The organism is Anaerosolibacter sp. (assembly GCF_029240175.1).
Taxonomy (GTDB): Bacteria; Bacillota; Clostridia; order Peptostreptococcales; family Thermotaleaceae; genus Anaerosolibacter.
On the sequence record NZ_JARBTM010000002.1, the window covers coordinates 19009 to 39721 of the forward strand.

Here is a 20713-nt window from a genome sequence, read left to right on the forward strand (position 1 = left end):
AAAGTGTGGTATCTATAGAAACGTGTGGATTTTATTTAGTTATTGTATACATATCAAAAGCAAAAAATCCGTAAATGAGAATTGAATCGTAAAGGAGTGACAGGATGGAAACAATGCTTGAAGAAAAAAGAGTATTGACAGGGAATGAAGCTATTTCCAGAGGCTTTTATGAAGCAGGAGGAAAGATTGCTGCCAGTTATCCAGGGTCGCCTACTGTGGAAATCATTGAGAAAATCAAAGAATATGAAGAGGTGTACGCTGAGTTTTCAACCAATGAAAAGGTAGCCCTAGAGGTAGCTATCGGAGGTTCTTTTTATGGTGTTCGGTCCTTGGCGGCCATGAAGCATGTTGGAGTAAATATTGCGGCTGACCCGCTGATGACCTTTACAGAAACAGAGACCAATGGAGGCTTTGTACTGGTTTCAGGTGATGATCCTGGTTTAGCTAGTTCCCAAAATGAGCAGGACAACCGTATCTTTGGAAAATTTGCCAACATGGCCATTGTAGATCCTTCTGATGGGCAAGAGGCAAAGGATTTCACAAAGCGTGCTTTTGAAATCAGCGAGGAATTCCATGCACCTGTGATGCTTCGGATCACCAGTCGATTATGTCACAGCAGAAGTGTTGTAAGGATTGAGGAGCGAAAAGTACCCGAGAATAAGTATGGGATGGACCCAAATCATGAGAAATACTGTATGATACCATCCTCCTCTAGAAAAGCCCAGTTCTTCATGAGAGAACGACTGGAGAAGCTTGAGGAATACGCGTATGACACAGATCTAAATCGGCTGGAACAAAAAGAAGGGACCGATACATTGATCATAACTTCAGGTCTTATGTATCAGAACCTAAAGGAGCTTGACCCTGAGGTCAGTATCTGGAAGCTGGGACTGATCTACCCTATATCAGAGAAAAGAGCAAGGGAAATCGCAAGTCAGTATAAACGGGTAATTGTTCTAGAAGAAATGATGCCCTTTATAGAAAATGAATTGAAGCTCATGGGGATTGCCTGTGAGGGTAAGAAATATTTCTCGTTTACTGGAGAGCTGCATATCAATCATATCGAAGAAGGATTGCATAAAGCGGGTGTCATTCAGGAAAAGAAGACCCATGACTATGAGCTAAGGGACACTGTACCTAGGCCGCCTCTTTTCTGCACAGGATGTCCTCATCGTCCAACATTCGATATCATCAAAAAATCCAAGGCCAAGATTGTTATTGGTGATATTGGATGTTATTCCTTGGCCCATCTGCCACCCTTTGAACTGTCGAATTCCATCATCAGTATGGGTGCCAGCATTGGGATTGTCAAAGGGTTGCAAAAGGCCATGGCATTGCATGATGATCATGAGCCGTTGGTTGCAGTCATCGGTGACGGTACGTTCTTCCATTCAGGGATTCCGGGTTTTATCAATCTCCTTCATCAAAAAAAAGAAAAGCAGAATATTACCATCGTTGTACTGGATAATCGAACCACAGCCATGACAGGCGGTCAGCCCAATGCCAGCTCCGGCTTGTACAATGACAGAGATGATATGAAGATTGGGATAAAGACACTGGTCGAATCCTTAGGCTTTGATCGGATCAAAGAGATCAATCAATATGACTATAAAGCAGCAGCCCAGGTGTTTAAAGAAGAAATCGCCCACGAGGGAATTTCCATTATTGTGGTGAATGGGCCCTGTGCATTGAAATATAATCTAGAAGAACCCTATTTCTATGTGGACCCTCATATCTGTATCAGCTGTAGGTCTTGTATAAAAACAGGATGTCCTCCTTTAAGAATGGTGAAATATGAGGGAATCGAAAAATTGAAATCTTCCATAGACAAGGACATGTGTGTGGGATGCAGTGTCTGTGCCCAGGTATGTCCTGTCAATGCAATCAAATCATCGGCAAATATAGATAGGGAGGATGAGCAGATTGATCACTAATATCATGTTAGGCGGTGTAGGTGGGCAGGGCCTTGTTCTTATGACGAGAATTATTTCCCAAGCAGCTTTAAAGGCCGGGTATGATGTGAAGAGTAATGATGTGGTGGGACTGTCCCAAAGAGGGGGTATGATTTGGGGAAATGTTCGATTTGGTGACAAAGTGTATTCACCAAATATACCACCCAAGGAAGGCGATATATTGGTGGCCATGGAGCCTTTGGAAGCACTGCGATGGACTTCAGAGCTGAAGGATGATGGGATCATCATCATGAATACGAAGAGATGGTATCCCATGGCAGTACAGCAAGAAAAGGTCAACTATCCTGAAGAGGACATTGATAACCTAAAAGAACGCTATAAAGTAGTAGAGATCAATACCTTTGAAGAAGCTGTAAAGATGGGAAAGAAGCAAATATCCAATGTGATGCTGCTGGGTGCCTTGGCGAAGCAGCTGTCGATTAACACCGATATCTGGAAAGAAACCATCCGTGACAATGTACCGAGGAAGTATATAGATTTAAATTTAGAGGCCTTCGATTATGGTTATGGTTTTTCGGGTTAAAAGAAATAAGCGTGGAGTAATGAGAAGCAGGGGTGGACCTATGTGTCCATCCTTTCATGCATTTATATGGGCAGACACATAGGTCTGCCCATACTCTTTTATAATGAGGCTATATCTTATGATATGCATTACAGCAGTAAATGGAATAAAATAACTTTTCTGCCTTGACGGATTTAATTAAGTATATTATTATTTAATTAACCATATACTTAACTAAAACAAGGAGTAAATCATGGAACAAATGGTACAGGTGTTTAAAGCACTGGGTGACGAAACAAGATTAAAAATATTGATTATACTTTCTAGGCGAAGGATTTGTGCGAAGGGGATAGCGAAGCACCTAAGTATTTCAGAGCCGGCTGTATCCCAGCATATAAAAGTGCTAAAAGAGGCAGGAATCATCGCTGGAGAAAAAATAGGATATTATGTTCAATATGATTTACAAGAGCCCATCCTTTCAGATATCATAAAGTTTATTGAACAAATGCATCATGATCACAGCTTAAACAGCTGCAAATTGGGTGTACATATACCAGGAGAATGTATGGCAGCATGTAAAGCCAGCAAGAACAAATGCTGTCAAAAAAATAAATAATCCTTGAAAGGAGAATCCGTATGAAAGTATGTATTCCAGTAAAAGAAAACAAAGGCTTAGAAAGTATTGCGTATAACCATTTTGGGTCCGCTCCGTTTTTTCTGATTTATAATTTAGACAATGAAGAAATGAAAGTGATTGAAAATGAAGATCTACACCATGCCCATGGGATGTGCCAGCCCCTGAAAGCCCTAGGGGGAGAAAGTGTAGATGCCATTTTAGTAGGCGGTATTGGAGCAGGAGCATTGATGAAGTTAAGCCTTCAAGGAATTAAGGCATATCGAGTTGCCAACGAAACAGTACTGAAGAATATAGAGTTGTTAAAAAGAAATGAGTTAATGTTATTTGGCATGAATGATGGTTGTTCACAACATGATTGTGGTCATTAAATGATATTGCTGGAATAGAGTGAAAAGATACGTTCTTTTGACTCTATTTTTTATTTATGATAAGTTGTTATTATATGGAAAAAATAAGTGAAAACAATAAATGAATATATTTTTTATAATCGGTATAGGGAGGAGTATATGTATCTAAAGAGAATAGGAGCGATTTTTCTCATTCTTACCATCGTATTGGCACTGATCACAGCATGTGGAGACACATCCGTTAAACCCCCAAACAAAACGGACAGTGGAGAAGGTAGAGAACCCTTGGGAGAGAATATGCAGGGTCTAAAAATTACTGAGCTAAGTTTAGAAGAGTTAAAGGAACCTTCTGATCATGCAGAAGGTGTTTTCACCCATGGGAGCATGGCGGGTGTTGGTACCTTTCATATGGATCTGAAGAATGGCAAAACGCTTAGGTATGAAAGTAAAATCACGAATCGAGGCATTCCTGCTCCATATACACCACAGAAGACTACCATAACTTTTTATAATAGCACCCAAGATATGCAGGCAGCCCCGTTAAGGATAGCGGATGAATATGGTGCATTTGAAATTAGAAAGGTTTATGAAACCCCGCGATTTTTATTAATCAGCGGTAGCTTTAGAGATGGCAGATGGCAGACATTTCATGCCGTATATTTACTAGATATGCAGACAAGAAGTCTAACCTTTATAAACGAAGTGCTAAATCGTAATTCAGTGAGAATCCGTAATTGTTTCCCAGGATACGTGGAGGTTGAAGTGTGTGATATTCCAGGCTGGCCAACCATTGATCTATCCCATTCAGATAATGAAACCTTATTTTATCGTATCCTATTCGATGAAAAAGCTGAATCAAATGAAATGGTGAGGATAGCAAATAAGTATAAATTCCGGGAGCTCCTTAAGAAATATACGAATCAAACTGAGCAGATGGCGGGCTACTATAGGGATGAATCAGGGGAAGAGGTTAATATAAGGAATCGACAGAATATCATAAAGATTATTAACTATCTAGACACTTTGGAGCTCTACAAGGTAATAAAGGATCAAGAACATGCTTATGAAGATAGAATGATGGCTTTTCGTGTAGAGGATGGAGAGGAAGTTCTGATTGGGAGAATTGGTGAGGATATCCTTACCATATCACTTTCAGAAAAGTTTTATATCAAGGAGTTTACCGCCTATGTTACAACTAAACCAATTGATGCATCGTATATCCGAAAGCTTCTCCACGAAGATAGGGCGGAGCAATAATATTTGATGATAGAAGAAAAATAGGCATAATAACGAATTGGGGCGAGGGTATGCTTAATATGTATCTATATGACATTGTTCGTGCCTATTCTAAAGAGGAAGTTAATCTTAAAAAGGATCGTAGGGTCGGACGACTCTGTCCGACCGTAGTCATTCTCATTTAGAAGCCTAAATCCTCATCAATAATGAAGACTTGCATACGGTCTTTGACATACTGACCTTCAATGACCACAAGGTTATAACAAACACGGTCATCGGTTTTACAATCAACGCATTTTTTTAGCTGAACACAGGGAGGATTAAAACCGGCCCTTTTAGCATTTAAAGGGGCTGCATGGGTTCTTGAACGTTGGATGGCAGCATCGAGGGAATCTGTAATTTTATTGGTGCCTACGACGATGATTACCTTTTCGGGACCATAGATCATGGCTGCTACCCGATTGCCGCTGTGGTCGATGTTGACGATATGGCCTTCTGAAGATATGGCATTGGTGCCTGTAATGTACCATTCGGCAAGAAGGGACTCTTTTTTTATGCGTTTTGATTCTTCCTTTGTTTTAGCAAAGGTTTTGTCATATACCACATTTCCCCGTGATGAAAGGGTTTGAGATATGGCCATGGCTTTGAGGGTTTGTGAATTTCCGATGCCTATGGAAGTGTCCGTGGGAATAAGATCTAATATCCTTAGTTTTGCTTCATCTAAGCTATGAAAATATTCTGCCCCAATGTTTCTTTTGCCAAGGTTGGTAATGACTTTATCGATTATCTCTGTACCCAATATATTGACCTCCCTAAAGTAATGATTGTTGTTTATATACTAATAGAGTATATTTCGATGGTTCAGATAAAAATTCCTTTATTTGGGTTTTGGCAGATGCATACTAGGATGACAAGATAACTGTTCTTTTAAATAGACGTTGCGGGTTTAAAGGATATTGGAATATTATGTTGAATGTACTACAAAAATAAGTATGAATACATAGGGAGGCGAATGAAAATGAAGACAATAAAGGAGAATAGAGAATTTTTAAAAGGCGGAGATTGGGGTGCTTGGAATGAAACTGAGACGGATCAACGGAAGAAGGTTCCTATGCCTGACTTGCAAAAGCCATATGACCAAGGAGCGATATTGATCGGTCTTGTAGTCCCAGAGAAAATGACGGTGGGACAGGTATCTCTATTTGATGTAATTCAGAAAAGAAGAAGCAGAAGAAAATTCACAGAAGAAGCGCTAAGTCTAGAAGAGTTATCTTTTCTCCTGTGGGCAAATCAAGGGGTAAACGAAAAAAATCAGCGATTCAGAACAGCACCATCGGGTGGTGCGAGACATCCCTTTGAAACCTATTTATATGTTCAGCGGGTTGAGGGACTGCAAGCTGGGTTGTATAGATATCTACCGTTAGACCACAAGCTGCTGTTCTTATCTGAAGATCAGAACTTCCCAGAGCGGCTTGCTGATGCATGTCGGGAACAGGATTTTGTAGGGCAGGGAGCTGTAACCTTTATATGGACTGCCATTCCCTACAGGACAGAATGGAGATACGATGTTCTATCCCATAAAATTATTGCCTTGGATGCAGGGCATCTTTGTCAAAATCTCTATCTTGCCTGCGAATCCATTGATTGTGGAACCTGCGGCATTGGAGCCTACCATCAAGAAAAGATGGATGCTTTGATCAATGTAGATGGCAAAGAAGAGTTTACTATTTATATCGCCCCTGTGGGGAAGGTCAAGTAGACGATAATAAATCACAAAGGTGCTAGCTTCTCAAAATTTTGGGTAGAATAAGAAATAGAATTACTATGATAAATCAGGCTTTGAAATAGGAGGAGGGAGCATTTTAATGAAGGCGATCGTAATTGAGGAATTTGGCGGCCCAGAGGTACTAAGGTTAAAAGAGATAGATGTACCTAAAGTAGAAGCAAATCAAGTGCTGATACGGGTTGCTGCTGCAAGTGTGAATTTTGCGGACATCAAGACGAGAAAGGGAGAATTCCATGGTGCAGGCAAACCACCGGTCATTCCTGGACTCGATGCAGCAGGCGTGGTTGAGTCTGTAGGCGCTAACGTAAAAACGATTCAAAAAGGTGATCGAGTCATCGCATTCCCAGGCAAGGGGTCGTATGCAGAATATATTGTGGCCGATGAAAGGCTTACATTTCCTATACCAGACAGTATAGATTTTGACACTGCCGCTGCCAGTCCATTGGTTACCTTTACAGCCTATAATTTACTCCATCAGGTGGGAAGAATAAGAGCAGGAGAGTCAGTTCTGATCCATGTAGCTGCAGGGGGCATCGGTACCACAGCCATACAGATAGCAAAGCTGTTAGGTGCAAATCAGATTATTGGTACTGTGGGAAGTGATGAGAAAATTCAGGTTGCAAAACAAGTAGGTGCCGATCTGGTCATCAACTATCGCAAAGAAAGCTTCTCCAAAGTGGTAAATGAGGCCACCGATGGAAAAGGGGTAGATGTGATTCTAGATTCTGTAGGCGGAGATAATTTTAATGAAAGTCTTGAGTGTCTTGCCATGTATGGACGTATCGTGAATTTTAATAGTTCCAGTGGTTCTGGTGGCACTGTGAATACGAAGCAGCTTCATGGCAGCTGTCGTGCTGTATTGGGATTTAGTATAGCAACCACATTAAAGCAGCGCCCTGAAATGATTCAAGAGACTGCTAAGCAGGTATTGCCGATGTTAGCGCAAGGAAAGATCAAGATAGTGATCAGTGGTACATATCCACTAGAAGATGCAGGAAAGGTCCATGAACTCATCGAAAGTCGACAAACTGTAGGGAAAATTTTATTGAAACCTTAAGAAAGGCTGCCTTGGCAGCCCTTTTATTTTGGGAAAAAAGGTTGGACAGGGTCATATAAGCCCACAGAAGATTAACAAAGACAAATAATAAAAATTAAGATGGTAGGGGCGATTCACGAATCGCCCGTAGGTCAAAGAAATCGGATGATTCGTGAACCACCCCTACAGTTTTTGCATACATGAAGGGATCAAAACTTTATTGATTCTAATTCCTTTAAAAATAATGATATAGAAGGATTTGCATTGCTTTTTTTCCATGCTGCTGACAGCTCATATTCATTGGTATCTCCTTCTATGTCAATAAAACGGAGACTTGGACTGGAATGGCATTGTAAACTTTTTGGAAGAATGGCAATGCCCATACCTGCATCGACCAACAGAAGCACTGTTTGCAAAAGTCGTGGCTCGCTGACGATATCAGGGAAGAAACCATTGTTTGCACAGATAAGCAGGGTCTGATTGAAGCCTTGGGGTGATTCCTCTCTATTTAAGATGATAAAGTGTTCATGGGCGAGATCTGCAATGTTTATGCTGTTTTGATTTGCAAGGGGATGCTCGCAGTGCATGACGATGCAAATGGTTTCTGTAAATAAGTTTTTCTTTTCAAGGCCGCCTACATTTTCTAAACCAAAGGAAAGGGTGAACCCGATGTCTAATTCACCCGTATTGAGGGCATCAATAAGGGCGCCATGGGTATACTGATCCAATTGCAATTCAACTTTAGGGTAGTCTCGCCTAAATTGCCGAATCAAGTCAGGGAGAAAATTCCGCTCGGTATATCCTAAAAAACCAATCTTCAAATTCCCGATGATGCCCAGTTCCGCTTGTCGGGTTTTTTCAATGGCCTCTGAGGACTTGTTTACCAGATTGATTGCCTCGCGAAGTAGGACTGTACCAGCGTTGGTCAGCTTAACGGAACGTTTATTTCGAATGAACAGCTGTACGCCGATATTTTTTTCAAGATCTGCGATTTGTTGGCTTACAGCAGATTGGGCAACAAATAAATGCTTAGCTGCTTCTGTAAAACTCAGGTATTCAGCAACAGCAATAAAATAACGTAATTGTCGTATATCCATCCAGATTCCTCCAATTCAAAGCGCAAGATGAAATGTCTATAAAGATCATATCATGAATTTATGGATCTATAAACAGAAATCACTTTTTCTTATTACTGATATAGGATTATACTATTTCACAGTGTGTGTAATATTCTGTATTCTATTAATATAGTTGAATAATTCCACTAAAATTTTAATACGCAGGAAAAGGATTTCAATTTATTAGATAGACATAAAATCAAATAGACATGGTGGATTCGATGAGTGATGGAAAGGGAGGGTTTGTAATGCCAAAGGTAAATGTGTTAGACAAATTCTGCAAAAGCTGTGAACTATGCATTGAGGTTTGTCCTAAAAAAATCCTAGCAGTGGGAGACAAAGCAAATGCCAAGGGATATTTTACAATAGTTTGCACTGATGAAGAAAAATGTATAGGATGTAAGATCTGCGCAACGGTGTGTCCAGATGTAGCCATAGAGATTTATAAATAGAGGATGGGAAGGGAGCTGATACAGAGATGGAAAAAGTATTAATGAAGGGTAATGAAATTATTGGCGAAGCCGCCATTCGTTCAGGATGTAAGTTGTTTTTTGGTTATCCAATCACGCCATCTACGGAGGTAATCGAATACTTATCTGCGCAATTTCCAAAAGTTGGAGGTACTGTAGTTCAGGCAGAGGATGAAATCGGTGCTATCAACATGTGTTATGGTGCTGCTTGTACAGGAAATAGAGTTATGACTGCATCATCAAGTCCAGGGGTTAGCTTAAAGCAAGAAGGACTTTCCTATAGTGCTGCCGTAGGATTACCGATGGTTGTTGTAAATGTAAACCGCTGTGGTCCAGGACTGGGTGGGTTAGGACCAGCACAGTCCGATTATTTCCAATCTACAAAAGGTGGCGGTCATGGAGACTATCGTCTGATCGTACTGGCACCTTCTAAGGCCCAGGAACTTTATGATTACACAATGGAAGCTTTTGATTTGGCTGACAAATACCGTAATCCAGTTTTGATTTTATCAGACGGATTTTTAGGTCAAACCATGGAGCCTGTGGTTTTAAAAGAAAGACCAGAAGCACCTGCGTTTGACAGAAGCTGGGTTGTTGATGGTGCAAAGGGTAGAGAAAAGCGTGTTTTGGCAAGCTACTCTCTAACCAATGAAATTGGTGAAGCGAATAACCTGAAGTGGGAAGCAAAATATAAGCATATCCAAGAGCAAGAACAGCGTTGGGAGGAATTCCATACAGAGGATGCAGAATACTTGCTTGTGAGTTACGGAACAACGGGTAGAATCTGTAAAAGTACTGTATTGAATGCCCGGGCCAAGGGAATCAAATTAGGATTAATTCGTCCTATTACTTTGTGGCCTTATCCAGAAAAGGCATTTATTCCTTATAAAGAAAAAGTAAAGGGAATCGTAACCGTGGAGTTAAACACAGGCCAGATGATCGAAGATGTGAAGCTTGCCGTTGAATGTAAAGTGCCTGTGCACCTGTACAGAAGACAAGGCGGTATGTTACCGACAGAGGACGAAATACTAGATTTTGTAGAAAATAAATTTAACCTATCAGCAGTAGAGGAGGTATAGACCATGGAAAAAATATTTGGTAGAAGTAAAGGTTTGACAGATGTGCCTTTTTCATTCTGTCCAGGCTGTACCCATGGAATTATCATGAGACTAATTGCTGAGGTACTGGAAGAGTTAGATATCATTGAAGATACAATCGGCGTTTCACCTGTAGGATGTGCAGGTTTTAGCCAGGATTTCTTCAGCTGTGACTTCGTAGGGGCTGCCCATGGTAGAGCCCAAGCCGTAGGTACAGGTATCAAAAGATCATTGCCTGATAAGATTGTTTTCACGTATCAAGGAGATGGTGACATTGCAGCCATCGGAACACAACATGCGATTCATACAGCTGCAAGAGGTGAAAAGATCACTTCCATCATGGTAAACAATGCGATTTTCGGTATGACTGGCGGTCAAATGGCACCAACTACCTTAGAAGGAATGAAAACATCTACCAGCCCTTATGGCAGAAATATTGGTACCAATGGGTATCCAATCGACTTACCAAAGCTTGTTGCTAATCTTGAAGGAGCAGTATATGTGGCGTCTGTTTCAGTAGATTCACCTAAGAACATCAATCAGGCCAAGAAAGCCATTAAGAAAGCCTTCCAAGTACAGCAGGCAGGGTTAGGATTTGCCTTTGTCAGCGTGCTGTCAACTTGCCCAACAAACTGGGGCTTAACACCTTCAGACAGTATGAAGTGGCTAAGAGAGAATATGATGCCTGTTTATGAGCTAGGTGAGCTTAAGGTGGCAGAGGAGGTAAAAAGCTTATGATGGATAAAGTAATACTTGCAGGATTTGGCGGCCAGGGTGTAATGTTTTTGGGAAAGGTCTTGGCCTATGCAGGAATGAGTTCTGACTTGGAGCTTTGTTGGATTCCTTCCTATGGACCTGAGATGCGCGGCGGTACAGCTAACTGTTCTGTAATCTTATCGGATGAAGAAATAAATTCTCCTGTGATTGCCTATGCAGATGCAGCCATCGTGCTAAACAAACCAGCCTATGATAAATTTGCTCCTCGGGTAAAGCCAGGCGGTGTATTGGTAGTAAACTCTTCATTAGCAAAGTTAGATAATGTGAGGGATGATATCACCATCGTCGAAATCCCTGCTACGGATATGGCCAATGAGTTGGGTAACACAAGTATTGCAAATATGGTTTGTCTAGGAGCCCTGCTGCCAAGCTTAAAGCTGGTAGACTTGGCGAAGGTGGAGAAGGCCATGGGTAAACTAACAAAAAAGAAGCCAGAGCTATTGGAAACCAACATCAATGCAATCAAAAAAGGTATCTCCTTCGTAAACTGTTAGCAAATAATGAAAGAGTCTGCATAGAAAACATGCAGACTCTTTTTGTATGAAAAAAGGTCGAATGAAAAGACTTAACACTAATATATATATAAACTAGTATGATGTTATAATTAATGAAAGTTATAGGGTTTAGAGAATCATTCATTCATCGTTAGAAAATAATTCCATCGATCAGATGCTTTGATGAATTGAATAAAATCTTGTGTTACAGCATACTCCGTTTCAAGCAGTCTAATGTTACGATGGAGTGAAATGAACGAATACTCAGGGATGTCTGGTATTGACCGATATTCTGAAAGGGCCTCCGCTGTTATTACCTTCTCTTTTTGGATGGAGGATAAACGGGTATCTAGCAGTTCCAATACCTTTGAACGATCCAAATGGCAGATAAATAGAGACGCTAAGTTGAACTTAACTGCATCCATGAGATCACTCTTTAGGGATGAAGCAAGCATTTCTAAGAAGCTTGTTTCACCTTTGATGGTAATAGAATAGACTGTCTTTTCTGGCATTGCACCTTCTTTTTCTTTTCTTCCATCAATGAGTCCTTTTTTTTCTAAGGTTTTTATGGTCATATATACGGAAGATGGTGAGATTGAAGTCCATTTGGATATATTTAAGAAATTTAGGACTTTTATTATTTCGTAAGGATTCATGGGAGTTTCTTTAATGAGTCCTAGTAAAATAAAAGCAGTTTTTGATTGCAATTTTTCCACTCCTATCATTGGATATCGTCATATCAGAATAACTACTAATAGGCTACTATATCAAAATGACTTCTGTCAATTGCAAATTGAATAAAACATGTAGGCCGTAAAGTTTGTGTATAAAATCCCTTGATTTTGGTAATAGTTCAAAATAAAAAAGGGGAGAGAAGTACCAGTGATTGGAGCATGGGGATATCGGATTATGGATAATGCCACAGCTCAGGAGGTAATTGACCGCTTTACTGAGCTTCATGCAAAGTATGGCAGTCTAAAGGATGCTTTATACGAACTAAAGACGCAAATTTTATTGGATAAAATGTTTCCTCTCAAAGTGTTGGCGTTGGCCCAAATAGAGTACGAATGTCAGGGAAAGGTTAGTCGAGAAACTCTGAAAGTGACCTTATCTGCATTAGACAAAGAATTAAAACAAATTCATCGATGGGATCATCCCATGGAAAGAAGACAGTATCTTTTGATGTTCAGGGATTGCCTATTGGACAAGCATCGGGAAGTCTGCTAGAGGATAGTGTTTAGATGAATAATAAGTAAAAGGGAGGTTAAATTCGTGCTTTTGACTGAAAAGCAGCTGCATAAGTTTTATACATATATGACGGTTACAACTGGTGGCCTGTTAACGGTTGTTGAATTGAAAAAGCAGATCTTAGAGAAGTACAAAGACGACATAGAGTTTTATAAAAGATTTGAAAGTGAAGAAGCAAAAAGTCAGATGTTACTTCTTAGAGAACGTATCAAAGAAAGCCAAGAAGAGATTGACAAACATACACATATTATTAAATTTGTTCTCAATGGTTTGCAGGAGTGCAACATTGAAGAGAGTCAATTCACCCACTACATGGAAAAATGGATGTCCGCATCTGTAGGGTAATGGGAGGGAGGAAGACTCTCTTTTTTATTTAATAGGAGAGTTCTACTCTCCTATTAAATAAAAAAACGGAACCTTTTCTGCAAAATGCCGTCTAAATCATAGAAACAAAAAATAAAAGAAGGGATGATATATATGAAGAGGAAGTTTTCTACTATAATAGTAGTCGTTGTAAGTGGATTGATGCTATTTGGCTGTGCCCAAAGCAAAGGGGATATTGCCGATCAACCAGATCCAAATAGCAACCCAGCAGGAATAGTCCTAGCGGGAGCAGATCAGGAAAAAAATATCAGTCTTGAGGATGTAAAGACCATTGAACTCTATGATCTTGATGGAAAACTAGTAAATGGTGAGTTAAATAAAGAGGAAATTGTAAAAGCGTTTAATGACAGTATGATTGATGATACCTCGTATATTCAAATGATCACAGGTTATCGAATGGTGATCACACTGAAGGATGATGGACAAATTAACATTTCGAGCTATGGTGATGAAACAAGAGTAGTTGCGATGGTTAGGGACACCACATACCATTTAATCAGTCCTGAACTGGCTAAAATACTTTTAGGCAAATAAATGAAAGTCCCCCTTGATAGGATGAATTCTTATTCTTCTATCAAGGGGGACTTTCATTTGCCATCACAAGCCGTTTTAATATTCGTTCGCTGTTCCTAGTTTTTCTCGCCAAAGATCCTCTAGTACCTTTAGAGCTTTCTTAATTTCAGCAGTTGTCATTTCAGGAGTAACATCCAATAGCTCCAATACTTCTATGGAGAAACTATCAAATCCATATTCCTTCATAGGATTGGCTAACTTTTTATGCACAGCATCATAGGATTTGACTTTTTTTGCAAAATCAAATTTATTGTAGATGCTCTGAATATCTGAATTGGAGCTTAAAAAGTATTCCCCAGTTTGATGATTCACAATACGATATACCCCAGCATCATGCTTCATTTCTTTATACTGGGCGATAAGCTCTTTGCGGTTTAATTGTGTAGACATAGTATCCTCCTTTAAAATCCTGAAAGCAGTATCCATCTATTTTTTGTTGTAGCCCTGTGCTCCAAAGGGCTGAAGCTTCTCAATCCATTTTCTTTCTAGCTTTTTTAGTTCTTTTGTCACGTTTTTAGGGTTCTCATCTTCCTCGAAAGATTCTAGAATCTCGAAAACAAAGGCATCTTGGCCGTACTGATTCCATTCATCTTGCAGGGTTTTATTACTGTGGGTACCGGTTTTGAGCATGAATTTTATGCCATTGAGTTTTTCAATATTTCTTCCGCTGTTAATAAAAATCTTTTCATTTTGAGTATTACGAATTTGATAGACTCCACTGATAATCTTTTCCGCTGTCTTAGAAAGTGCAGGGGAGCCTTTAACCCAATATTCGCTGCAATCTTTGTTTCGGTCCATGAAACCATATTCAATGAGATATCTTCGGATGGCAACATAATCATCCTCATAAACATCTTTGAGTATTTCGTTAAGCTCCCGTTCTATATAAGATCGGCCAGATTCAAAACGTTTTACGATTTCTCGCAGCACCACAAGCTTATGTTTTTCCTGCATGGAAAAGGTTTTTAGCTTTCCATTGATGCCTTGAGGAAAATACTTCCGAAGAAGTTTTTCATTTTCATCTTCAGTGATAGCATAACGGTCGTCCACCATGGTCGCTGTTTTATGGGGTTTAACCATAGAGACAGCATTTTTGTTTCTTTCTTTTAAAAGGTCCATCATTACCAAAAAGATTTTGGATTGTCTTTCTTTCTCTTTAAATCCAAAACGATGGTTTCGGATGGTGGAAGCACTGCCTATGCCTAATTCTTTTTGTACTTCGTGATCGCTCTTTCCTTGATAAAACAGACCCAATAGGCTGCTTTGGTGGTCAGATAAACCAGTAATCTTTTTATCAAGGCTATTCAAGTATTCGAAAACAGAGCCATGGGTATCGGCTATATGCTTAACCATATACTTTTGCGCCTCATAAAGAACATGATCTACGGGATAAATAATTCCCTTTTCTATTTTTTCACCACATAACAAGCAAGTAAAATAGTCATGGTCTTCGATATAACCATTTTTTATGTCTTCTAAAGAAGCATGCCATAATTCCTCGTTGTTTTTCATATATAAACACCTCTTGTCATTGTTTGTAGTTATATAGATAATATAACATGATATCTATAAATAATCAAGGGTGGATTGATAATAAGAAAAGTCTTTATAGAAGTTTACAAAGTGTTATAATAATTAGGAAATTATTGTATTTGTTAAAAGGATGAGTAGGGGGATACATATGAAGGTTAAAATGTTGGGGTTTGGAAATGTTCAACAGAAAAAATTGAAATACGCAGTCATTTGCACAATTTTTCAAGGGCAATGGATATTTGTAAGACATAAGGAGCGGTGTACTTGGGAAATTCCAGGGGGGAGAAGGGAACCGGGGGAGGACATCAATGCTACTGCCTCGAGGGAATTGTTTGAGGAGTCAGGTGCAAAGACGTTTACTATTACACCCATTTGTGACTATTCTGTTACTGTAGAGACGCAATCTACCTATGGTAGATTGTTCTATGCAGAGGTGGAAGAATTAGGTGATTTGCCAGAATTGGAAATAGCTGAAGTTATGCTATCTAAGGAGCTTCCAGAGAAATTAACTTATCCTGAGATACAACCTATTTTACATAAGCAAGTCCTTTCTTATTTAAGTGTAATAAAAAGAGATAAACAATAAGCCATCAAGGATGGTTATATTTATAGAGGCATAGTGTTGTAGGGAGTGACACCCTCGTCGTTCAGATTAGGATACGGTACATACTAGAGGGAATAGGAACATATAGGGTTGAGGTGATAAATCTACTTGCATAATATTGTATACATTGGGTAAAGAATAGATATATTTGTGACAAATAAGTCTTGGAGGAAACAAGAATGAATAAAGGATTTAGTGAAGCAGTAAGGGATAGGAGATCTATCTATGGTATAAATAAAGACTTTGTGGTTACTGATGAGAGAATACTAGAAGTGATTTATCATGCAGTAAAGCATACACCTTCGCCTATGAACTCTCAAAGTGCCAGGGTGGTGGTTCTATTGGGAGCTCAACATGATAAGCTATGGAATATTACCATGGAAACACTTCGTAAAATTGTTTCGCCTGAAAAATTTACCCGAACAGAAGAAAAAATAAATGGGTTCGGAAGTGGATATGGGACGGTTTTATTCTTTGAGGATCAAGCTGTGATTGAAGGACTTCAACAGAAATTCCCTAGTTATAAGGAGAGTTTCCAAACTTGGTCGCAGCATTCAGCTGGAATGCTCCAATATGTGGTGTGGGCTTCTTTAGAAGTTGAAGGTTTTGGTGCCTCATTACAGCATTATAACCCAATAATCGATGATGAAGTGAAAGAACAATGGAATATACCAACAAATTGGAAGCTCATCGCCCAAATGCCCTTTGGAAGACCAACAGCGCCAGCAGGGGATAAAACGTTTATGCCTTTGGATCAAAGAGTAAAGCTATTTAAGTAATTAGATTGTGAAAAGGCCTACAGACAGTGGGTCTTTTTTATAGTGGGTATAAGTAGAAAGAGGCGGCATAAATGCCGCAGATCAAGATCGAGATCCAGATTGAAAACCGTAGGGGCAGGGTCATCCTGCCCTTCTTCTGCTGATCTCTTGGGTCTTCGGGCGGGGAAACCCGCGCCCCTACCATCTTTACTCGATCTCAATCTTGATCTCGATCTTACGTCGCAATATTTTTCTTTTCTGCTTTAAGGGGATACTAAAATGCAGTATTTCATTTCACTGAAAATTCATACATAATATTGCTATATGACGTCAGACAACTATAATGAAAGTAGGGGATGTAATGATTGAAATACTGCGGAGAGGAAGTATGGAAGTAGTAACCTTTGGCGAAACGATGGTAATGTTTAATCCCGATTCTACGGGGCCCCTTCGATATGTGCATAACTATAACAAGACCATAGCCGGTGCAGAATCAAATGTGGCTATTGCATTGGCTAGGCTGGGGCATCAGGTCGGATGGTTCTCAAAATTGGGAGATGATGAGTTTGGCAGATATATAAAGTCTGTAATCATGGGAGAAGGGGTAGATGTATCAAGAGTAGTTATCGATGGGTCTAGACAGACGGGACTTGTTTTTAAGGAAAGATTTGCCCATGTAAATCCCAATGTTTATTATTATAGAAAGCACTCTGCGGCAAGTAATATTGAAATAGAAGATTTAGATATGGGGTATATTCGATCAGCAAAAATTTTGCATATTACGGGTATTACCCCAGCGCTATCAGATGTAAATAGAAAAACAATCCATCACATTATTGAGAAGGCAAAAGAAAACGGTGTTCTCATATCCTTTGATCCGAATATACGCTTAAAGCTATGGCGTGCAGAAGAAGCTAGAGCTACAATTCTTGATTTGGCAAGGCAGTCCGATATCATTTTTCCAGGCATTGATGAAGGCGAGATCCTATTAGGGACCGATGATTATCAAGAGATTACGAGGATCTTCTTAGAAATGGGAAACAAATTTGTTGCAACAAAGCTAGGAAAGAAAGGTTGTTATGTGGCAAGCAGGGAGGAACAAACGTATATAGAAGGGTATGTGGTAGAGAAGCCTGAGGATACGGTGGGGGCTGGAGACGGATTTGCTGCGGGATTCTTGTCTGGACTCCTAAGAAACTTAAGCTTGAGAGAGTGTGGACAGTTAGCCAACGCAGTAGGTGCCATGGCCACATTGGTTAGGGGCGACATGGAAGGATTCCCGACCATGTCACAGGTAAGAAACTTCATGGGAATTGAAAAGTATATCGATCGATAAAAATCAGCAAACGACAAAAGAACATGGACTCAGTCCATGTTCTTTTGTCGTTTGGGTTAGTCCGCGATTTGTATGCCTGTTACCTTCATTGCCATCAATACGGTTTGATACAGGAAGGTTGTTAAAAAGATATTGGTTACTGCTGTTGGTAATACGATGCCTAAGAATAATACCTCCAGAGGTGCGGGTAATCCCACAATGAAGAGGGCTGAGGTAAGAAATATGGTGCCGCTAATGATCGTACCTACGAAGGAAATGATGCCTCTGGCGACGGTTTGATTCTGAAATTTTTCTGAGAGTTGAATCATACCATAAACCATACAGCAGGTAATGAGTTTATCAATGATGTTTGGGAGCTGCCCCCCTGGAAATGTTGTGGTCATGGCAGCAATGAGACCGCCAAGCAAGCCGGTAAGAATTGTGTTTTTGAAATCTCTATTAATTAATAATGCTACAAAAACCACGGAAAGCATGACATCAAATTTCATGCTGCCGATGGTACCAGGTACAATTTGACGAAGGATTACACCGATGGCGATCAGCAAAGCTGTTAATATGTTTTTTCTTAGATTTACATTCATGAGAATCTCTCCTTTTATTTTTTTCTTTTATGGAAAACCAGTGTGATTCATCTGATGTTCATGGCATGCTGATCACCTCCTTGTTTTTTTTATCCCCAATAGAATAGATAATCATTTTCTGAATATAAAAAATTCGCATATTGCTATCGCAACTGCTCATGGCGCCAACGAAATTTCTTCGAGTAAGACTCTCAAAATTTGCGTTGCTTAAAATGCCCCAATAATAGTTACTTATGCAATTTTTTAAGCTCCAATAGAATAGATGGTCGTTTTCTGAGCATAAAAAAGCCCTTCATCCCTGTAAAACAGGGACGAAAGGCTTGCTTCCGCGGTACCACCCAAATTAGATAGAACGAGGCTATCTCACTTATCCAGATACGGAGTAAAAAAACTCGATATCCTGTTTCTATAACGGGAAACGCCCGGCACAGGCTACTTATGATTTCACCCTGCATCTCCTAGGCCCATTCAACAGAAGCTTATGTGTCGGACTCCCACCAACTCCGACTCGCTGAAACAAAGTAGTTCTGCTTACTAATCCTATTCAAAGAAATTCTTGTTTTTTGATTATTCTAATAATAGTACAGAGACACGATAATGTCAACAGAAAATTTTATTTATTTCAATTGGGTGGGAGAATTTGGTTTAGAGGTTTTTATATCAACTGTACCAAATGGCGAATGAGATGTAGCATATCCTACACGAAGTAGGACAAGATAAGACGGATCATAGAAAAAGAAAGGCTTATTTTAAGACATCATTTAGATCATGAACATAATTGTTCAAAATATGAATGGCATAAATACTCATTTTAAACTATTCGTTTTGTCGCTGTGCGATATGGGTAAGAGGAAAATATACGATTGAATTATCTTTGGCATAGGTATTGCATAATAGTTCATCAGACATTTAAGGTTCCCCCCTTAAACTGTCAAAATTTCCATAGCTAGTGGGCCCCCACTAGCTATCTTTATCCGATGGCTAACAACTCTAAGACTCCCGCTTGCACGCTGTGTAAGCGATGATCAATAAATCAAAGATTTATGATCACTGCTTATATAAGCGAGAGGCAAGAGTTGTACAGCCTCTGGATAACACGACTTGGCGTTCAGGTGGAGTTACAAACTCCATCTGAACTGAGTCTTAGTTGATAAAAAAAGCGAATTTGTTTGGAGGAAAATACATGGAGAGATATGCAAAACAGATTCTTTTTGATAAAATCGGAAACCTTGGACAGGAGAAGCTGCTGGCATCTAAGGTTGTAGTTATTGGGTGTGGAGCATTAGGAACTGTTATCGCAAATAATTTAGCTAGAACAGGTGTAGGCTATATAAAAATTGTAGATCGAGATTATATAGAGTTGTCTAACCTTCAAAGACAGATCTTATTTGATGAAGATGATATGGCAAATAGCTTACCAAAAGCGATTGCAGCACAAAATAAACTGAGAAAGATTAATTCAAGTATAACCATTGAAGGGATCATTACGGATGTAAACCCTAAGAACATAATAGAAATTTGTAAGGGTATGGATTTGATTCTCGATGCCACGGATAATTTTAATATTCGCTATCTGATCAATGATGTATCTATAAAATTGGGTATACCATGGATTTACGGTGGTGCAGTAGGTAGTATGGGCATGACCCATACCATTATACCAGGAGAAACGCCTTGTTTTCGATGTATTATGCCTGAGATCCCTCCGGCTGGCTCAGTGGATACCTGCGATATGGTGGGCGTCTTAAACAGCATTATCAACATTGTTGCCTCGTATCAGACTACAGAGGCGATTAAACTGCTGATTGGAGAAAAAGAGGAGCTTATAAGAGGCGTAAGATATATAGATGTATGGAATAATGATTTTGAAACCATAGAAAAGCGTAAGAAAGAAAACTGCCCTGCATGCAGTCAGAAACATTTGGAATTTCTAAATCATGAAGCTGAGGATGCTGTATATCTATGTGGCAAGGATAGTGTGCAGGTGAATCCGATGAACAAGGGGATATCTGCAGAAAGCTTAATCCAGAGATTGGAAGCATCGAATATAAATGTAAAGAAAAATCAGTTCTATATCAAGTTTCAAGTAGAAGATGTGCAAACAACGCTTTTTTATGACGGAAGAGCGATTTTAAAAAATATCTCAGATGTGAATCAGGCTAAAAGTTTTTATGCAAGATACATAGGGTTATAAGCAGCAGGAAAGTCAAAAAATGAAAATGT

At 39.6% G+C, this 20713-nt stretch carries 24 protein-coding genes and 1 other annotated feature; of the genes, 18 read left to right on the plus strand and 6 right to left on the minus strand.

Features of this window, described 5'->3' with window-relative positions; all coding sequences use genetic code 11:
* Positions 1 to 104: 104 nt before the first annotated feature.
* The 5 genes from K0R93_RS01310 to K0R93_RS01330 all read left to right on the plus strand — a co-directional run bounded on the left by K0R93_RS01310 (position 105) and on the right by K0R93_RS01330 (position 4716).
* Entirely contained in the window at positions 105 to 1934 is a 1830-nt protein-coding gene (locus K0R93_RS01310) for a thiamine pyrophosphate-dependent enzyme (protein WP_300296422.1), read from the plus strand.
* Entirely contained in the window at positions 1915 to 2496 is a 582-nt protein-coding gene (locus tag K0R93_RS01315) for an indolepyruvate oxidoreductase subunit beta (protein WP_300296425.1), read from the plus strand. Before K0R93_RS01310 ends, K0R93_RS01315 begins: the two co-directional genes overlap by 20 nt.
* A gap of 232 nt (positions 2497 to 2728) precedes the next feature.
* Positions 2729 to 3091: an ArsR/SmtB family transcription factor gene (locus K0R93_RS01320; protein WP_300296427.1), complete on the plus strand. Its 363-nt coding sequence runs from the start codon at positions 2729 to 2731 to the stop codon at positions 3089 to 3091.
* Positions 3092 to 3111: 20 nt separating this feature from the next.
* Positions 3112 to 3480: a NifB/NifX family molybdenum-iron cluster-binding protein gene (locus K0R93_RS01325; protein WP_300296430.1), complete on the plus strand. Its 369-nt coding sequence runs from the start codon at positions 3112 to 3114 to the stop codon at positions 3478 to 3480.
* 138 nt (positions 3481 to 3618) lie between these two features.
* Positions 3619 to 4716, plus strand: coding sequence for a hypothetical protein (locus tag K0R93_RS01330; protein ID WP_300296433.1), 1098 nt, complete (start codon positions 3619 to 3621; stop codon positions 4714 to 4716).
* 160 nt (positions 4717 to 4876) lie between these two features.
* Here the strand turns inward: K0R93_RS01330 and K0R93_RS01335 are convergent, their stop codons facing one another.
* Positions 4877 to 5494, minus strand: coding sequence for a lactate utilization protein (locus K0R93_RS01335; RefSeq protein ID WP_300296437.1), 618 nt, complete (start codon positions 5492 to 5494; stop codon positions 4877 to 4879).
* A gap of 219 nt (positions 5495 to 5713) precedes the next feature.
* On the opposite strand from K0R93_RS01335, the gene K0R93_RS01340 reads away from it, so the two are divergent.
* A complete protein-coding gene (locus K0R93_RS01340; protein ID WP_300296440.1) occupies positions 5714 to 6454 on the plus strand; it encodes a SagB/ThcOx family dehydrogenase in 741 nt (246 codons plus the stop codon).
* A gap of 106 nt (positions 6455 to 6560) precedes the next feature.
* The gene (locus tag K0R93_RS01345) at positions 6561 to 7538 is read left to right on the plus strand and encodes a quinone oxidoreductase family protein (RefSeq protein ID WP_300296443.1); all 978 of its coding nucleotides are present in this window, start codon (positions 6561 to 6563) and stop codon (positions 7536 to 7538) included.
* A 188-nt stretch (positions 7539 to 7726) separates the two neighbouring features.
* Here the strand turns inward: K0R93_RS01345 and K0R93_RS01350 are convergent, their stop codons facing one another.
* Complete coding sequence (locus K0R93_RS01350) at positions 7727 to 8614, minus strand: LysR family transcriptional regulator (RefSeq protein WP_300296446.1); 888 nt, start codon at positions 8612 to 8614, stop codon at positions 7727 to 7729.
* Positions 8615 to 8883: 269 nt separating this feature from the next.
* On the opposite strand from K0R93_RS01350, the gene K0R93_RS01355 reads away from it, so the two are divergent.
* The 4 genes from K0R93_RS01355 to K0R93_RS01370 are packed head-to-tail and all read left to right on the plus strand — an operon-like array spanning position 8884 to position 11473.
* On the plus strand, positions 8884 to 9087 hold the full coding sequence (locus K0R93_RS01355; RefSeq protein WP_300296449.1) for a 4Fe-4S binding protein: 204 nt from the start codon (positions 8884 to 8886) through the stop codon (positions 9085 to 9087).
* A gap of 26 nt (positions 9088 to 9113) precedes the next feature.
* The gene (vorB, locus tag K0R93_RS01360; RefSeq protein ID WP_300296452.1) at positions 9114 to 10184 is read left to right on the plus strand and encodes a 3-methyl-2-oxobutanoate dehydrogenase subunit VorB; all 1071 of its coding nucleotides are present in this window, start codon (positions 9114 to 9116) and stop codon (positions 10182 to 10184) included.
* A 3-nt stretch (positions 10185 to 10187) separates the two neighbouring features.
* Positions 10188 to 10940, plus strand: a complete 753-nt coding sequence (locus K0R93_RS01365) for a thiamine pyrophosphate-dependent enzyme (protein WP_300296454.1) — start codon at positions 10188 to 10190, stop codon at positions 10938 to 10940.
* On the plus strand, positions 10937 to 11473 hold the full coding sequence (locus K0R93_RS01370) for a 2-oxoacid:acceptor oxidoreductase family protein (protein WP_300296457.1): 537 nt from the start codon (positions 10937 to 10939) through the stop codon (positions 11471 to 11473). Before K0R93_RS01365 ends, K0R93_RS01370 begins: the two co-directional genes overlap by 4 nt.
* A gap of 137 nt (positions 11474 to 11610) precedes the next feature.
* Here K0R93_RS01370 and K0R93_RS01375 read toward each other — a convergent pair whose 3' ends face one another.
* Positions 11611 to 12180, minus strand: coding sequence for a PadR family transcriptional regulator (locus K0R93_RS01375; protein WP_300296460.1), 570 nt, complete (start codon positions 12178 to 12180; stop codon positions 11611 to 11613).
* A gap of 175 nt (positions 12181 to 12355) precedes the next feature.
* Between K0R93_RS01375 and K0R93_RS01380 the strand changes: the two genes are divergently transcribed.
* From K0R93_RS01380 to K0R93_RS01390, 3 genes are all read left to right on the plus strand, one after another.
* Positions 12356 to 12700: a hypothetical protein gene (locus K0R93_RS01380; RefSeq protein WP_300296463.1), complete on the plus strand. Its 345-nt coding sequence runs from the start codon at positions 12356 to 12358 to the stop codon at positions 12698 to 12700.
* 45 nt (positions 12701 to 12745) lie between these two features.
* Complete coding sequence (locus K0R93_RS01385) at positions 12746 to 13066, plus strand: hypothetical protein (protein ID WP_300296466.1); 321 nt, start codon at positions 12746 to 12748, stop codon at positions 13064 to 13066.
* A gap of 132 nt (positions 13067 to 13198) precedes the next feature.
* Entirely contained in the window at positions 13199 to 13639 is a 441-nt protein-coding gene (locus K0R93_RS01390) for a hypothetical protein (protein WP_300296469.1), read from the plus strand.
* A gap of 75 nt (positions 13640 to 13714) precedes the next feature.
* Here K0R93_RS01390 and K0R93_RS01395 read toward each other — a convergent pair whose 3' ends face one another.
* Entirely contained in the window at positions 13715 to 14068 is a 354-nt protein-coding gene (locus K0R93_RS01395; protein ID WP_300296472.1) for a GIY-YIG nuclease family protein, read from the minus strand.
* A 36-nt stretch (positions 14069 to 14104) separates the two neighbouring features.
* Positions 14105 to 15190, minus strand: coding sequence for a DUF2087 domain-containing protein (locus K0R93_RS01400; protein ID WP_300296475.1), 1086 nt, complete (start codon positions 15188 to 15190; stop codon positions 14105 to 14107).
* A 169-nt stretch (positions 15191 to 15359) separates the two neighbouring features.
* Here K0R93_RS01400 and K0R93_RS01405 point away from each other — a divergent pair, with 169 nt between their 5' ends.
* The 3 genes from K0R93_RS01405 (at position 15360) to K0R93_RS01415 (ending at position 17909) form a co-directional block, all read left to right on the plus strand.
* Entirely contained in the window at positions 15360 to 15797 is a 438-nt protein-coding gene (locus tag K0R93_RS01405) for an NUDIX hydrolase (RefSeq protein WP_300296478.1), read from the plus strand.
* Positions 15798 to 15994: 197 nt separating this feature from the next.
* Positions 15995 to 16594, plus strand: a complete 600-nt coding sequence (locus tag K0R93_RS01410) for a nitroreductase family protein (protein ID WP_300296481.1) — start codon at positions 15995 to 15997, stop codon at positions 16592 to 16594.
* Between the two features lie 340 nt (positions 16595 to 16934).
* A complete protein-coding gene (locus K0R93_RS01415) occupies positions 16935 to 17909 on the plus strand; it encodes a sugar kinase (RefSeq protein ID WP_330684960.1) in 975 nt (324 codons plus the stop codon).
* Between the two features lie 56 nt (positions 17910 to 17965).
* Here the strand turns inward: K0R93_RS01415 and K0R93_RS01420 are convergent, their stop codons facing one another.
* Positions 17966 to 18490, minus strand: a complete 525-nt coding sequence (locus K0R93_RS01420) for a tryptophan transporter (RefSeq protein ID WP_300296484.1) — start codon at positions 18488 to 18490, stop codon at positions 17966 to 17968.
* A 304-nt stretch (positions 18491 to 18794) separates the two neighbouring features.
* Positions 18795 to 19047: a binding site (T-box leader), on the minus strand.
* A 626-nt stretch (positions 19048 to 19673) separates the two neighbouring features.
* Between K0R93_RS01420 and K0R93_RS01425 the strand changes: the two genes are divergently transcribed.
* Positions 19674 to 20684: a ThiF family adenylyltransferase gene (locus tag K0R93_RS01425; RefSeq protein ID WP_300296487.1), complete on the plus strand. Its 1011-nt coding sequence runs from the start codon at positions 19674 to 19676 to the stop codon at positions 20682 to 20684.
* Positions 20685 to 20713: the final 29 nt, after the last annotated feature.

Coding starts and splice junctions, on each gene's coding strand:
- K0R93_RS01405 (WP_300296478.1), top strand. CDS start 15,360: ATGAAGGTTAAAATGTTGGGGTTTGGAAATGTTCAACAGAAAAAATTG.
- K0R93_RS01345 (WP_300296443.1), top strand. CDS start 6,561: ATGAAGGCGATCGTAATTGAGGAATTTGGCGGCCCAGAGGTACTAAGG.
- K0R93_RS01420 (WP_300296484.1), bottom strand. CDS start 18,490: ATGAATGTAAATCTAAGAAAAAACATATTAACAGCTTTGCTGATCGCC.
- K0R93_RS01365 (WP_300296454.1), top strand. CDS start 10,188: ATGGAAAAAATATTTGGTAGAAGTAAAGGTTTGACAGATGTGCCTTTT.
- K0R93_RS01415 (WP_330684960.1), top strand. CDS start 16,935: ATGATTGAAATACTGCGGAGAGGAAGTATGGAAGTAGTAACCTTTGGC.
- K0R93_RS01350 (WP_300296446.1), bottom strand. CDS start 8,614: ATGGATATACGACAATTACGTTATTTTATTGCTGTTGCTGAATACCTG.
- K0R93_RS01410 (WP_300296481.1), top strand. CDS start 15,995: ATGAATAAAGGATTTAGTGAAGCAGTAAGGGATAGGAGATCTATCTAT.
- K0R93_RS01325 (WP_300296430.1), top strand. CDS start 3,112: ATGAAAGTATGTATTCCAGTAAAAGAAAACAAAGGCTTAGAAAGTATT.
- K0R93_RS01395 (WP_300296472.1), bottom strand. CDS start 14,068: ATGTCTACACAATTAAACCGCAAAGAGCTTATCGCCCAGTATAAAGAA.
- K0R93_RS01340 (WP_300296440.1), top strand. CDS start 5,714: ATGAAGACAATAAAGGAGAATAGAGAATTTTTAAAAGGCGGAGATTGG.
- vorB (WP_300296452.1), top strand. CDS start 9,114: ATGGAAAAAGTATTAATGAAGGGTAATGAAATTATTGGCGAAGCCGCC.
- K0R93_RS01355 (WP_300296449.1), top strand. CDS start 8,884: ATGCCAAAGGTAAATGTGTTAGACAAATTCTGCAAAAGCTGTGAACTA.
- K0R93_RS01320 (WP_300296427.1), top strand. CDS start 2,729: ATGGAACAAATGGTACAGGTGTTTAAAGCACTGGGTGACGAAACAAGA.
- K0R93_RS01330 (WP_300296433.1), top strand. CDS start 3,619: ATGTATCTAAAGAGAATAGGAGCGATTTTTCTCATTCTTACCATCGTA.
- K0R93_RS01390 (WP_300296469.1), top strand. CDS start 13,199: ATGAAGAGGAAGTTTTCTACTATAATAGTAGTCGTTGTAAGTGGATTG.
- K0R93_RS01400 (WP_300296475.1), bottom strand. CDS start 15,190: ATGAAAAACAACGAGGAATTATGGCATGCTTCTTTAGAAGACATAAAA.
- K0R93_RS01310 (WP_300296422.1), top strand. CDS start 105: ATGGAAACAATGCTTGAAGAAAAAAGAGTATTGACAGGGAATGAAGCT.
- K0R93_RS01315 (WP_300296425.1), top strand. CDS start 1,915: ATGAGCAGATTGATCACTAATATCATGTTAGGCGGTGTAGGTGGGCAG.
- K0R93_RS01425 (WP_300296487.1), top strand. CDS start 19,674: ATGGAGAGATATGCAAAACAGATTCTTTTTGATAAAATCGGAAACCTT.
- K0R93_RS01370 (WP_300296457.1), top strand. CDS start 10,937: ATGATGGATAAAGTAATACTTGCAGGATTTGGCGGCCAGGGTGTAATG.